At 68.1% G+C, this 12,927-nt stretch carries 12 protein-coding genes; 6 read left to right on the forward strand and 6 right to left on the reverse strand.

What is annotated here, in order from left to right:
• The first annotated feature begins 47 nt into the window (after positions 1-47).
• Positions 48-869: a carbon-nitrogen hydrolase family protein gene (locus tag U4Z31_RS34190; RefSeq protein WP_124489498.1), complete on the forward strand. Its 822-nt coding sequence runs from the start codon at positions 48-50 to the stop codon at positions 867-869.
• A gap of 52 nt (positions 870-921) precedes the next feature.
• Here U4Z31_RS34190 and U4Z31_RS34195 read toward each other — a convergent pair whose 3' ends face one another.
• The 3 genes from U4Z31_RS34195 to U4Z31_RS34205 are packed head-to-tail and all read right to left on the reverse strand — an operon-like array spanning position 922 to position 3,932.
• Complete coding sequence (locus U4Z31_RS34195; protein WP_044848439.1) at positions 922-1,233, reverse strand: hypothetical protein; 312 nt, start codon at positions 1,231-1,233, stop codon at positions 922-924.
• Positions 1,233-2,594 carry an acyclic terpene utilization AtuA family protein gene (locus U4Z31_RS34200; RefSeq protein ID WP_321812701.1) on the reverse strand — a complete coding sequence of 454 codons (1,362 nt, stop codon included), beginning with the start codon at positions 2,592-2,594 and terminating at the stop codon, positions 1,233-1,235. The genes U4Z31_RS34195 and U4Z31_RS34200 overlap by 1 nt, the downstream gene beginning before the upstream one ends.
• Positions 2,595-2,633: 39 nt before the next feature.
• On the reverse strand, positions 2,634-3,932 hold the full coding sequence (locus tag U4Z31_RS34205) for a citrate:proton symporter (protein WP_321812702.1): 1,299 nt from the start codon (positions 3,930-3,932) through the stop codon (positions 2,634-2,636).
• A gap of 97 nt (positions 3,933-4,029) precedes the next feature.
• On the opposite strand from U4Z31_RS34205, the gene U4Z31_RS34210 reads away from it, so the two are divergent.
• Positions 4,030-4,926: a LysR family transcriptional regulator gene (locus U4Z31_RS34210; protein WP_321812703.1), complete on the forward strand. Its 897-nt coding sequence runs from the start codon at positions 4,030-4,032 to the stop codon at positions 4,924-4,926.
• A gap of 39 nt (positions 4,927-4,965) precedes the next feature.
• Here the strand turns inward: U4Z31_RS34210 and U4Z31_RS34215 are convergent, their stop codons facing one another.
• Positions 4,966-5,550 (reverse strand): flavin reductase family protein, encoded by a 585-nt coding sequence (locus U4Z31_RS34215; protein ID WP_321812704.1) that lies wholly within the window; start codon positions 5,548-5,550, stop codon positions 4,966-4,968.
• A 461-nt stretch (positions 5,551-6,011) separates the two neighbouring features.
• Here U4Z31_RS34215 and U4Z31_RS34220 point away from each other — a divergent pair, with 461 nt between their 5' ends.
• Positions 6,012-7,172: a porin gene (locus U4Z31_RS34220; protein WP_124489503.1), complete on the forward strand. Its 1,161-nt coding sequence runs from the start codon at positions 6,012-6,014 to the stop codon at positions 7,170-7,172.
• Between the two features lie 421 nt (positions 7,173-7,593).
• Complete coding sequence (locus U4Z31_RS34225; RefSeq protein ID WP_321812705.1) at positions 7,594-8,841, forward strand: transglycosylase SLT domain-containing protein; 1,248 nt, start codon at positions 7,594-7,596, stop codon at positions 8,839-8,841.
• Positions 8,842-8,862: 21 nt separating this feature from the next.
• On the opposite strand, the gene U4Z31_RS34230 is transcribed toward U4Z31_RS34225, so the two are convergent.
• Both U4Z31_RS34230 and U4Z31_RS34235 read right to left on the reverse strand, forming a co-directional pair.
• Positions 8,863-9,198 carry a hypothetical protein gene (locus U4Z31_RS34230; protein ID WP_321801541.1) on the reverse strand — a complete coding sequence of 112 codons (336 nt, stop codon included), beginning with the start codon at positions 9,196-9,198 and terminating at the stop codon, positions 8,863-8,865.
• A 283-nt stretch (positions 9,199-9,481) separates the two neighbouring features.
• Complete coding sequence (locus tag U4Z31_RS34235) at positions 9,482-10,228, reverse strand: MipA/OmpV family protein (RefSeq protein ID WP_321812709.1); 747 nt, start codon at positions 10,226-10,228, stop codon at positions 9,482-9,484.
• Between the two features lie 248 nt (positions 10,229-10,476).
• Between U4Z31_RS34235 and U4Z31_RS34240 the strand changes: the two genes are divergently transcribed.
• Together U4Z31_RS34240 and U4Z31_RS34245 are read left to right on the forward strand one after the other, a co-directional pair.
• Positions 10,477-11,205, forward strand: coding sequence for a response regulator (locus U4Z31_RS34240; RefSeq protein WP_321812706.1), 729 nt, complete (start codon positions 10,477-10,479; stop codon positions 11,203-11,205).
• The gene (locus U4Z31_RS34245) at positions 11,206-12,546 is read left to right on the forward strand and encodes an ATP-binding protein (RefSeq protein WP_321812707.1); all 1,341 of its coding nucleotides are present in this window, start codon (positions 11,206-11,208) and stop codon (positions 12,544-12,546) included. It abuts the gene before it with no gap.
• The last annotated feature ends 381 nt before the right edge of the window (positions 12,547-12,927 follow it).

Below are 12,927 nucleotides of genomic sequence, written 5' to 3' on the forward strand. Positions count from 1 at the left end.
ACCCTTGCGCCGCATCGCGCGACGAGCCACTGCCACCGAACCCGCCCATGAAACTGAAGCTCGACATCGTGCAGCTCGCCGGCCGCGACGGCGACACACCGTACAACCTGCGGCGCACGCTCGACGCCATCGCGAGCTGCGCGCCCGGCACCGACATCGTGATGTTTCCGGAAGCGCAGCTCACCGGCTTTCTCGATCCGTCGAATCTCGCGCGCGTGGCCGAGCCGCTCGACGGTCCGAGCATCGGCGCGGTGATCGCGGCCGCGCGGGCGCGCAACGTCGCGGTGGTGGCCGGGCTGATCGAGAACGACGGCGGGCGCTTCTACAACACGACCGTGTTCGTCACGCCGGACGGCATCGCACTGCGCTACCGGAAGACCCACCTGTGGCTGAGCGAGCGCGACGTCGTGCTGCCCGGCGACCGCTACGCGAGCGTCGAATGGCGCGGCGTGCGGATCGGCCTCTTGATCTGCTACGACAGCGAATTTCCGGAAACCGGCCGCGCGCTTGCGGCGCTCGGCACGCAGCTGATCCTCGTGACCGACGGCAACATGGAGCCGTACCGTCAGGTGCATCGCATGTCGGTCTCGGCCCGCGCGATGGAAAACCAGGTGTTCGCGGTCGTCGCGAACCGCGTCGGCGCAGGCGCGCACGACGTCGTGTTCGCGGGCGGCAGCCTCGCGGCCGATCCGTTCGGAAACCTGATCTTCGAAGCCGGCAACGGCGAATCGCGCCATACGGTCGAACTCGATCTCGACCAGGTCGCCGCGTCGCGCGCGCTCTACGACTATCGCGCGGATCAGCGCCTGCACATCGCGGGCGAACGCATCGAGCACGCGGACGGGCGTCGCGAGTGGTTGATTCCGTGAGCATGAACGTGGCGGCGAACGCGGCCGGCTGGCGATGCACGCCGCCACATCGTCACGCCGGCTCCGGCACATCGATCGCCAGCAACACCGAGCTGACCGACTTGCCGTGCGCATCGAGCGCGAGCGAACGCGTGACGCCGCCGCCGAGCGCATCGCGCAGCACGAAGTTGAACGCGGCAAGCGCCGGCAGCTCGTAGCGCACGACGTCGCCGTGCACGATGCCCGCGAGCCATCCCTTCACCGCGGCCGCATCGAGATGCGCGCGCAGGTGTTCGTAGTGACGCGGATCGCGGCAGATGACCGATACGTTCAGCGTATTGCCCTTGTCGCCGGTGCGCGCATGCGCCAGTTCACGCAATTGCATCATGCCTCCACGAAAGAATACGACGGCGTCACGGCCGTGCGCGGCAGCAGCACCGACTGCACGGCGATCACCTCGCGCGTCGACCTGAACGCACCGCCGCCGCCGGCCGGCCCGTTCGTATAGAGCGTCTCGACTTCGTTGCCGATCCGCGCGGCCTCGGCGGCGCTCGCCGCACGGCCGGCCACCCGCACGCGGACTTCGGCCGGCTCGCCGCGCACGGCGGGCGTCGCGTCGCCGTACAGCGCATCCACGCCGATCAAATCGAAACGCAGTTCGGTCGCGGCCACGCCCGTCAGCGCGAGCCGCTCGCGGACGATGTCGAGCGCGAGCCGCGCGCGTTCCAGCGCGCCCGGCCCGCCGTACGAGATCTGCCCTTCGCCGATATGGCCGTCGACGTACGCAACCGACACCTTGAGCGTCCCGGTGCGTGCGCTGCCGCGCCCGCCCGTCACGCGCACGCGGTCCGGCGCCTCCTCCGCCACCGCCACGCGCGTGAAATCCGCGACGACGTCGGGCTGCAGGTAGCGCGCCGGATCGTGAATCTCGTACAGCAGCTGTTCCTTGCAGGTCGCCGCGCTCACGCGGCCGCCCGCGTGCGGCACCTTGGTGATCACGACCGAGCCGTCGGCCGCGACCTCGCCGATCGGGAATCCGAGCCGCGCGAGATTCGGCACGTCCTTGTAGCCCGGGTCGGCGAAATAGCCGCCCGTCACCTGCCCCGCGCATTCGAGCAGATGGCCGACGACCGTCGCGGCCCCGAGCGTGTCCCAGTCGTCCATCCGCCAGCCGAACGCGTGGATCAGCGGCGCGGCGAACAGCGACGGATCGGCGACGCGCCCGGTCAGCACGACGTCCGCGCCGGCCGCGAGCGCATCGACGATCGGCGCGGCGCCGAGATACGCGTTCGCGGACACGATGCGGTCGCGATACGCGGCGACTTCGTCGCCCGACTCCTCGAAGCGGAACGCGCCGCGCAGCACGACGTCGAGCACGTCGTCGCCTTCGACCGCCGCGACCTTCAGCCCCGCGAGGCCGAGCGACTGCGCGATCTGCGCGGTGCGCCGCGCGGCTGCGCGCGGGTTCGCCGCGCCCATGTTCGACACGATCCGCACGCGCTTGTCCGCCGCCACCGGCAGCACGGCATGCATGCGCGCGTCGAGCAGCGGATCGTAGCCGAGCGCCGGATCCTTGCGCCGCGCCTGCTGCGCGAGCGCGATCGTGCGCTCGGCCAGGCACTCGAAGACGAGATAGTCGAGCTGCCCGTGTTCGGCCAGCTCGACCGCGGGCTCGATCCTGTCGCCCGAGTAGCCGGCGCCCGCGCCGATGCGCACGCGCCGTTCGTGTGATGGCTTTGCTGTCATGTCGGTACCGTGATCCGGCGCTCGCGCGCCGGGGAAAAATCAAAAGACGCCCAGCACGACGCACGCGATCGTCATCACGATCGAGGCGCCGAACAGCAGCGGGAACGTGAACTTCTGGTGCTCGGCCAGCTCGATGCCGCACAGGCCGACGACGAGGAACGTCGCGGGCGTCAGCGGGCTGACCGGAAACCCGGTCGTCATCTGGCCGAGCAGCGCGGCCTGCCCCACGTGCACGGCCGGCACGCCGAGCTGCCCGGCCACTTCGGCGATCACCGGCAGCACGCCGAAGTAGAACGAATCGGGATCGAACAGCATGCTGAGCGGCATCGACGCCAGGCCGAGCGCGACCGGAATGTGGCCGGCCATCGACGGCGGCACGAAGCCGACCGCCGCCTGCGCCATCGCCTTCAGCATCCCGCTGCCCTGCATGATCCCGGTGAACACGCCGGCCGCGAGCAGGATGCCGGCCATCATCAGCGCCGCGCGCGCATGCGCGTCGATGCGCTTCCTCTGCATGTCGACGTCCGGGTAGTTCACCATCAGCGCGACACACAGCCCGACCATGAACATGATCGCCGGCGGGATCTTCTCGCCCATCACGACCATCGTGCCGAGCACGACGAGCGTCAGCAGCAGGTTGAACCAGAACAGGTGCGGCCGGCGCAGCGCCTGCTCGTCGGGCGTCAGCGCGCGGGTCGGCAGCGGAATCGACGCATCGTCGCGCGACAGTCCGAGCCGCTTCTCCTCGCGCCGTCCGAGCCAGTACGCAACGCCGAACACGAACACGAGCCCGATCGCCTGCACCGGAATCAGCGGACTGAACAGCGCCGACACCGGCAGGTGCAGCGAGGCCGACGCACGGATCATCGGCCCCGTCCACGGCAGGAAGTTGATCCCCGCGGCCATCGACACGGCCGCGGCCAGCACGCGCCGGTCCATCTTCAGGCGGTCGTACAGCGGCAGCACCGCGGGAATCGTCACGAGAAAGCACACGGCGCCCGAGCCGTCGAGATGGATCAGCAGCGCGAGCAGCGTCGTGCCCATCACGATCCGCGTGGGCCGCGTGCCGACCGCGCGCAGGATGCGGTCGATGATCGGGTCGAGCGTGCCGGCGTCGGTGATCGTCCCGAAATAGAGGATCGCGAACACGAACATCCCGACCACGGGCGCGAGGCCCTTCAGCCCGTCGATCACGAACTTGCTGGTATGCAGCCCGAAGCCGCCGATCAGCGACGCCGCGATCGGCACGATGATCAGCGCGACGAGCGGCGACATGCGCTTGGACAGAATCGCGGCCAGCAGCACGACGATCGTGCCCAGCCCGAGTAACGGCAGCATCGGTGTCTCCTACCTTGTCTTTTGTTGGAGACGAGCGTAAGGTCGGCGCAGCGATAGCACAATTGAAATGATTTGATCGCAGCAATCACGAACCGTTATGGATCTGAACCTTCGCGACATTCGCGCGTTCGTCACCGTCGCGCAGGCCGGCAACTTCACGCGCGCCGCCGCGCGGCTGCACCTGTCGCAGCCAGCGCTGACCGTGCAGATCCGCCGGCTCGAGGAGATCGTCGGCGCGCGGCTGTTCGACCGCAACAGCCGCAGCGTCGCGCTCACGCAGACCGGGCGCGAACTGCTGCCGCTGCTGCAGCGCTCGCTCGACGACATGGAGCGCGTGCTGCGCGATGCGCGGGCGCTCGGCGAAGGCGCGAGCGGCACGGTGCGGCTCGCGTGCCTGCCGACGTTTGCGTCCAGCCTGCTGCCGGAGCTGATCCAGTCGTTCCGGCGCGACGTGCCGCGTGCGGGCTTCGACATTCGCGACGGCGTCGCGAGCCTCGTCACCGCGCTGGTGCGCAACGAGGAAGCCGATCTCGGGCTGACCGGCGGCGACGCGTTCGACGCGTCGCTGGACGTGCTGTACGCGGGCGCCGACCGGCTCGTCGCCGTGTGCCCGAAGGATCATCCGCTCGCGCGCAAGCGGCGCGTGCGCACCGCCGACGTCGCCGCCGTGCCGCTCGTGCTGACCGCACAGGGCACGAGCGTGCGCAGCGTCGTCGATGCCGCGCTGGAAGCGGCCGGCTGCACGCCCGACATCGCGTGCGAACCGACCTACATGATGACGGCCGTCGCGATGGTGCGCGGCGGCCTCGGCGTGACGATCCTGCCGGCCGCCGCGCGCGAGGTGCGCGCGGAGCCCGACCTCGTCGCGAAGCCGATCGACGACCCGGCGTTCGTGCGGCCGATCGCGCTCGTCGCGAAGCGCGGGCGCACGCTGTCGCGCGTCGCGCAGGCGTTCGCCGACGCGATGCTGGCGGAATTGAACAAGCGCGCGTGAACCGCGCGCCCGGAACGCGAACGAAAGCCCGCTTTCTGCCTACTGCGCGTCCGGATCGACGTGCAGCGATTCGCCGATCGCATAGAAGTTGCCGCCCGCGATGTAGTGCAGGCTGCGCAGCGCCGGATCGGCCGATTCGAAATACCAGTGACCGTCGCGGAACACGCGCGTGTCGGACCATGCGCCGACCACCTCGCCGATGAACAGGTCGTAGGCCTGCTGGTTGTGCGGTTCGGGAATCAGCTTGCACGCGAGCCAGCCCGAGCAGCCGGCGACGAACGGCAGGTCGTACCCGGCGACGTCGAACAGCGTGACGCCCGCCTCGCGCAGCTTGTCCGGCCGCTCGGCGAGACTGTGGCTGCCGACCGCATGCGTGAGCTGCAGCTGCGCGGCCGTCGGCACCTGGATCACGAAGGTGCCGCTGCGCTCGACCAGCTCGCGCGTCTTCGCGGACTTGTCGAGCACGACCGTCAGCTTCGGCGGCAGGAAATCGAGTGCGCAGGCCCACGCGGCGGCCATCACGTTGTCGACGCCGTCGTGGCGGGCCGACACGAGCACGGTCGGGCCGTGGTTGAGAAGACGGTAGGCTTTCTTCAGCTCCACCGGAGCGATGTGACTGTCCATGCGGGTTCCCTGGTGAGCGGCACGACGCGTGCCGGCCGAGGCCAGCATTCTCGCACTCCGTGCCGAACGCCGCTGACGGCGCGCGCGGGCGCGCTGCGTCACACCCAAGTCACTCGCATCACTCGCGAGGTGCGCGCAATAACACACTCGGCCCGCATCGCGCGATTCGATTCGTTAAATAATCAATTGATGAATCGACGACCCATGCATCGTCGTCGAAATTCGACTGGAAATCGTGCGGAATTATCACGATTCCGGCAATACGCCGGTCGCGCCATCTCGAAATTCAAATCGATTGATACACGATTCTCAATAATGTGAATCTCTCAATGGACCTTGCCGCAGCATGCATCTGTCGGCTTTATGTCACATCGGAGAATTTCGTTTTTGCCGTTCGTCTGCGGCTCGGTAGTCTCCTGCCATTCCGGTTCAAGAAAACAGGCCAATCGCAAGGAGATGAAATGAAACGCACGACCCTCTCGCTGATTTCGCTCGCGTCGTTCGCGGCGATGCCCGCCGCGCATGCGCAGTCGAGCGTCACGCTGTATGGCGTGATCGACACGTCGATCACGTACGTGAATCACGCGCAGGGCAAGGACAACGCGTGGATGCTCGGCAACAGCAGCGCTGGCAATCTCTCCGGCAGCCGCTGGGGCGTGAAAGGCAGCGAGGATCTCGGCGGCGGGCTGAAGGCGCTGTTCCAGCTCGAGAACGGCTTCGACCCGAGCAGCGGCCGGCAGGGCCAGGGCGGCCGCCTGTTCGGCCGGCAGGCGTTCGTCGGGCTGTCGAGCGACCGCTACGGCACGCTCACGTTCGGCCGCCAGTACGACCCGCTCATCGACCTCGTGCAGGGCATCACCGCCGACAACTATCTCGGCAGCGTGTTCGCGACGCCGGGCGACGTCGACAACTACGACAACAGCTTCCGCGTCGACAACGCGGTGAAGTACACGTCGGCCGTGTATTCGGGCCTGCAGTTCTCGGCGATGTACTCGTTCGGCGGCATCGCCGGCAGCACCGGCGCCGCGCAGTCGTATTCGGCCGCCGTGTCGTACAACAACGGGCCGTTCAGCGTCGCGGGCGGGTACTTCCACGCGACCAACAGCCCCGCGTCGAACGGGCTGCGCAACGGCTGGACCAGCTCGTCGGACGGCACCTTCGACGGCCCGATCAACACCGGCTATGCGAGCGCGCATTCGATCGGCATCGCCCGCATCGCGGGCCAGTATGTGGCCGGCCCGTTCACGTTCGGCCTCGGCTACAGCAACGCGCAGTACCGCCGCGACGCGAGCTCGGTGTTCAACTCGAACGAGCACTACAACACCGGGCAAGGCTTCGTGAACTACCAGGCGACCAATGCGCTGCTCGTCGGGCTCGGCTACAGCTACACGCGCTCGGGCGGCGATACGTCGGCGACTTATCACCAGGTGTCGGCCGGCGCGGACTATACGCTGTCCAAGCGCACCGACGTGTACCTGACCGCCGCGTACCAGCACGCGAGCGGCCAGACCGGCGACGGCAACGGCGGGTCGATGGCCGCGCAGGCGTCGATCGGTTCGTACGGCTATGCGGGCACGAGCTCGCAGACGATGGTCAACCTCGGCCTGCGTCACCGTTTCTGATCGACGATGGCCGGCTGCGCGAGGCATCGCGCGGCCGGCCGGTCGTTACCGGATTTCGGGAGTCGAGGATGCATCGACACGGCGGCTGCGGCCGCCGTCGTCGTTTCCACGCCCGCGCACCGGTGGCCGCGCCTTTTATCGTCCGTTTCGCTGCACCATTCATTGCCGCATTCGCCGTGCAACTGACGCGTGGCGTCAGTATTCCTATAGCGGCCGCACGCCGGCATGCGCACGATAATCGGCCCTTTTTACCGATTCCATTCTGTCGCACGTGAATACAGGCGCCGGCGAAAATCCGCGACAAATCCGCCGGCAAATGCAAAGGAAAGTTTGACGCGAGCCATTTGCCTGCGCGCTATGGCACACTTCGCGTCTGCGTAATTTCCTTGCACCGGGCGGCCGGATTCCGCCCCATCCTGCCATGCCGCGTCAGACTGCCCGTTCGATCAGCCACGCCACGCCGAAGATCGCCGCGACGATCGTGTTGTCGTGCGCGCTGCACGGGTTCGCGCGGGCCGACTGCCTCGACGACGCGGCCACGTTCCAGAAAGTGAGCGTGAGCCTGTTGCGCGGCATCGCGCAGGTCGAATCGGGGATGAATCCGAACGCCGTCAACACCAACACGAACGGCACCGTCGACATCGGCCTGATGCAGATCAACAGCACCTGGCTGCCGACGCTCGCGCGCGAAGGCATCACGCGGGAAAGCCTGTTCGATGCGTGCACCAACGCGTACGTCGGCGCGTGGATCCTGTCGCAGAACATCCGCCAGCTCGGCGCCAACTGGAACGCGATCGGCGCGTACAACGCCGCGTCGCCCGACAAGCGCCTCGCGTATGCGCGCAAGGTCTATGATGCAATCCGGACCATGCCGGATTCGCCGGATACTCCCATGCCCATCCTTCCGCCCTCCTTCACGCCGCCGCAACAGGTGCAGGCGTACAACCCGTTCGCCAGCCTGAGCGTGTCGGCACCGCCGGTCGCACGGCCCCGCACGCTCGCGCCTGCCGCGCCGCCGCCGCAACCGCAAGGCGGGCCGGCCGGCCCGGCCGGCACGTACAACTTCGGCTGGACCGTCACGGGCGCCGACCAGGCCAAGCCGACCCAGGTGTTCGACGACGGCGCGCGGATCTACGTGCAGTTCAGCGACATGAAGCACGTACCGGCGATCTTCACCGAGACGTCGTCGGGCCGCGTGCTGATGTCGTGGGAACTGCAGTTCCCGTATGCCGTTCTGACGCGTCCCGCGCAAACGTTAATCTTCCAGCTCGGGCCGTTCGAGGCGCGCGCGCAGCGCGGCGCGACGGGGACGACCGCTCAGGCGGGCGCGGCACCCGCAGCGGGCACGCAGCGTTCGGGGGCGACGGCCGCCACGGCAGCGACGGCGACGGCAGCGCCCGCATCCAGACACACCGCCGATGCAGCGGCCAAGCGCACCGCATCGGCCGATGCGCTTTGGTATATCGACACGGCGTCCACGTCGGGTTCGGCAGCAACCTCGAGTCAGGCCAATACGTCGACGGCATCGACCGCGTCGAACACGCCTGCGACGTGGCCCACCGCAGTGACGTCGAACACGCCGCCGCCGGTTGCGACACCTCAGGCGCCCGCTGCGACGAAGCAGGGCGCACGCGTCAGCACCGACGCGCTCTGGTACATCTCGAAGTAACGCTCGGGCCGGCCCGATCCCTCACCCGCGCCGCACCCAGATCACCTTGCCGTCACGAATGCCGAGGTCGCGGCGCTCCTCGCGATAGTCCATCGTGCCCGGCAACGACTGGCCATCGCGCTCGAGCACGCGCCACAGGCAGCCGTCGAGCAGCGCGGCCGCATCGGCCTCGGTCTTGCCGATCAGCGCGTCGTCCGGCGTGGCGTCCGCCTTGCACGCGTTCACGGCGCCCGACGGCGCGGGGTTCGTCACCGCGCCGCCGGCGGTGGCGTTGGGGTGCTTCGTGTTCATGTCCGCACATCCCGCAAAGGTTGCGCTCGCAACGAGTGCCGCGAGCATCGCGATCGTGTTCTTCATCGGTTTCTCCCTGTCGCGGCCCGGCGCGGCAGGTGCGGGATGCGCGCACGCACCGGGCGTTGGATCCATGATGGGTTCTGCGCGCCACCGGCCGGTAAGGCACCGTATTGCGCGATCCGTTCGAGTCGAATCGGCTCCGCGCAGTCGCCTCGACAGCCTGACGCCGAAGCCGAAGCCGAAGCCGAAGCCGAAGCCGAAGCCGAAGCCGCCTTCATGTTACCGCACCGATCCGCGGCGAAGTCGTGCTCCCCGGACGGGGCGCTGGCGAATCATGCCGGCCGCGTCAGAACTTGTACGTCACGCCGGCCATGCCGAAGTAGTTGCTGCGCGTCTGGACGATCGGGCTGTCGCCATAGCGTCCGAGCAGCCGCGTGAAGCCGCCGGTCGCATGCACCGACCAGTGCCGCGACACGCCCCAGTTCCATGCGAGCGACAGCGTTGCGCTGTCGACCCCGCCGCTCGTCGAATACGGCCTGAAGCCGCTCGCCGTCGACTGCGCGTCGGTCACGCCGTAGAACGTCTGCATGTAGCGCCCCGTGCCGGCATGCACGCTGCCGGTCACGACAATATCGTGGCGGCCGGCCTTGAATACCGGCACCGCGAGATCGACGTGGCCGGACAAGCCGCGCGACGTGTGCGTGACCGGCGCATCGATCGCGATGCTCAGTTCACCGCCATCGAGCAGCTGCACGCCCGCACGCATGCCGACGAGCACCGAACCGGGGATCCGGCCCATCCCCTTCAGGTGATCCGAACCCGCCAGGTCGAAACGGTTTTCGTCGGAACGGCCACCGGCATAGCCGAGCGCTGCCGACACGAACGCCCCGTGCGGCAGGTTCAGACGGTAGCTGGCGCCGGCTGCCGTGTCGATGAAGAACCCGTTGCCGAACATCGCGGAGAACGACGGCGCGACGACGGCGCGATACTGGTTGCTGCCCTGGTAGCGCGGCGCGAACCCGCCGCCGAGCGATATCGCGTACTGGTTTTCGGCGTGGGCGACGGCGGCAAGGGTCAGGCCGGCAAGCGACATGCAATAGCGCAACGAGCGCAGCGAACGGAAGGATGGACTCACGATGTCGAGACAAGAGTGACGGAGCCCGAAGTCTAGGTACGACGGCGCGGCAGCACTGTCCTGAATCTGCGGCAAATGTGTGCTCAATTGTGATCGTTTGTTCCCGATTGTCGTATCGCGGCCCCGGCGGCCGCCACGCCGGATAGAATTCGCCGGCCGCGCATTCATCGGCATGGAGAAGCTGAACGCGCGCAACCGAGGAGACCATGAACGACAATCCGCTCAAATACCGTGTGCTGCTGATCGAGGACGACGACCGCCTCGCCCAGCTCGTGCGCGAATATCTCGACAACTATGAATTCGCGGTGACGGTCATACGGCGCGGCGATCTCGCGGTCGCCGCGGTGCGCGAGCATCAGCCCGCGCTCGTGATACTCGACCTGATGCTGCCGAACCTCGACGGGATGGAAGTCTGCCGGCGCATTCGCGCGTTCACCAACGTGCCCGTGCTGATCCTCACCGCGCGCGCCGACGTGTACGACCAGGTCGCGGGCCTCGAAACCGGTGCCGACGATTACGTGACCAAGCCGATCGAGCCGCGCGTGCTCGTCGCACGCGCCCGTGCGCTGCTGCGCCGCGCGCAGCCTGCCGCGTCCGAACCGGCGGCCCACACGCAGCCGCATACCCTCGTGTTCGGCGAGCTGACGATCTCGCCGCCGAACCGCACGGTCACGTGGCGCGGGGAACTCGTCGACCTGAAGACCACCGAGTTCAACCTGTTGCTGATCCTCGCGCGAGCGGCGGGCACCGTGCTGAGCCGCGACGACATCCTGAAGCAGTTGCGCGGCATCGAATTCGACGGGCTCGACCGCTCGGTCGACTCCGGCATCTCGAAGCTGCGCCGGCGCTTCGAGGACGCTTCGTCGGAGCCGCAACGGATCAAGACGATCTGGGGCCGCGGCTACCTGTTCAGCCCTTCCGCATGGGACGACTAAATGCTGCGCCCGTTGATCAAGCTGTACCTCATCGTGATCCTGTGCTGTGCCGCCTCGATCGTATTCATTCAATGGTCGTTCAACAGGATTTTCTACGAGCGCGTGGCGCAGGCGCAGCGCAACGCGCTGACCACTTACGCGTTCGTGCTGAACGATTACCTCGAACGCCATCCGGGCGGCAAGCGCAGCCTCGCGCTGCGTGAACTCGCGCAGCACGGCAACGAGCGATTCGGTTTCGTGACGATGGCCGACGCCCGTGCGCAACTGCGCGGCGGGCCGCTGCGCGATCTGGACGCCGGCCGGATCGCGATCAGTTACGACCGCAGGAACTACTACATGCCGCTCGCGGACGGCTCGGTCCTGCATGCCCGCCCGATCGCACCGGCCGACCTCGACATCCAGATCTACGCATACGGGATGACCGCACTCGCGGCCCTGTTCGCCGTCGCGCTGTGGACCTCGTATCACTGGCGCGACCTGCGCAAGCTGCAGGCCGCCGCGCACGCGTTCGGCGCGGGCAACCTGTCGACGCGCGTGAAGCTGTCCGGTCGCTCGAACATCTACGCGCTGTCGCAGCAGTTCAACGACATGGCCGAGCGGATCGAGGCGTCGATCAAGCAGCAGCGCGAGATGATGCACGGCATCTCGCACGAGCTGAAGACGCCTCTCGCGCGCCTCGAATTCGGGCTCGCTCTGCTCGCCGAATCCGACGAAAGCGGCCGCATGCGCGAGCGCCGCGACGAACTGCGGCGCGACGTGCGCGAACTCGACGAGCTGGTGACCGAGCTGCTGACGATCGGGCGGCTCGAACAAGGCGCAAGCGAACTCGCGCCGATGGACGTCGCCGTCGATGCGCTGATCGACAGCGTGGCCGGCAACGTCGCGAACGACGTCGCCGACCGCGGCCTCACGCTCGGCGTGTCGACGACCGGCGCGCCCGCCACCCACGTGTGCGATCCGAAACTCGTCGCACGGGCGCTGCTGAACCTGATCCGCAACGGCGCACGTTATGCGTCGCGCACCGTCCTGCTGTCCGCGACGCACGACGCGTCCGGCGTGCTGGTGTTGAGCGTCGACGACGACGGTCCCGGCATCCCGGTCGCCGAACGCGCGCGCGTGTTCGAACCGTTCCAGCGGCTCGACTCGAGCCGCGACCGGCAGACCGGCGGGTTCGGCCTCGGGCTCGCGATCGTGCGCCGTGTCGCGCTCGTGCACGGCGGCGACGTGCGGCTCGAGGATTCGCCGCTCGGCGGCGCCCGCTTCGTGATTTCGTTGCCGGCGCGGGCATTGCCGGAATTCCTCGGCGACACGCCACCGCGCACGGAGCACTCTCGTATCTAAACACTCTCTCCCGGGGCCGGCCGCCGCGCCGCTCGATCGGTGAATGCGCGGCAACCGTCGCCTTCACACCTGTCAGTGCTCCTGATCATGCCGCAAATGGTAGCGGCACGCCGCGCCCGGTCGCGCCCGCATGCCGTTCGATGAACGAGAACACTATGTTCTGTCCGCGCGCGCTACGCACCGCCGCGCGAATCGCATAAGCTGACGACACTCGCCGGCACCCGAATCCGGCGAATCGCCAGGCGCGCGCCGCGTCGAAGTCGCGCCGCACCGTCGCGCTTCGATCGTCGCGTCACCGCACCGCAGCAGAATCGCATCGCGTCCGCACGACGGGGCGGCGCGATCGTGATCCCCAGCCGCCCACCACCCTGATCTGGAGAG

This window comes from Burkholderia sp. BCC1985, assembly GCF_905339915.1.
In the GTDB taxonomy this organism is placed as follows: Bacteria; Pseudomonadota; Gammaproteobacteria; order Burkholderiales; family Burkholderiaceae; genus Burkholderia.

Bases quoted from the DNA above. Each gene is read 5' to 3' on its own strand.
- U4Z31_RS34190 (WP_124489498.1), top strand. From the start codon at position 48: ATGAAACTGAAGCTCGACATCGTGCAGCTCGCCGGCCGCGACGGCGAC.
- U4Z31_RS34195 (WP_044848439.1), bottom strand. From the start codon at position 1,233: ATGCAATTGCGTGAACTGGCGCATGCGCGCACCGGCGACAAGGGCAAT.
- U4Z31_RS34200 (WP_321812701.1), bottom strand. From the start codon at position 2,594: ATGACAGCAAAGCCATCACACGAACGGCGCGTGCGCATCGGCGCGGGC.
- U4Z31_RS34205 (WP_321812702.1), bottom strand. From the start codon at position 3,932: ATGCTGCCGTTACTCGGGCTGGGCACGATCGTCGTGCTGCTGGCCGCG.
- U4Z31_RS34210 (WP_321812703.1), top strand. From the start codon at position 4,030: ATGGATCTGAACCTTCGCGACATTCGCGCGTTCGTCACCGTCGCGCAG.
- U4Z31_RS34215 (WP_321812704.1), bottom strand. From the start codon at position 5,550: ATGGACAGTCACATCGCTCCGGTGGAGCTGAAGAAAGCCTACCGTCTT.
- U4Z31_RS34220 (WP_124489503.1), top strand. From the start codon at position 6,012: ATGAAACGCACGACCCTCTCGCTGATTTCGCTCGCGTCGTTCGCGGCG.
- U4Z31_RS34225 (WP_321812705.1), top strand. From the start codon at position 7,594: ATGCCGCGTCAGACTGCCCGTTCGATCAGCCACGCCACGCCGAAGATC.
- U4Z31_RS34230 (WP_321801541.1), bottom strand. From the start codon at position 9,198: ATGAAGAACACGATCGCGATGCTCGCGGCACTCGTTGCGAGCGCAACC.
- U4Z31_RS34235 (WP_321812709.1), bottom strand. From the start codon at position 10,228: ATGTCGCTTGCCGGCCTGACCCTTGCCGCCGTCGCCCACGCCGAAAAC.
- U4Z31_RS34240 (WP_321812706.1), top strand. From the start codon at position 10,477: ATGAACGACAATCCGCTCAAATACCGTGTGCTGCTGATCGAGGACGAC.
- U4Z31_RS34245 (WP_321812707.1), top strand. From the start codon at position 11,206: ATGCTGCGCCCGTTGATCAAGCTGTACCTCATCGTGATCCTGTGCTGT.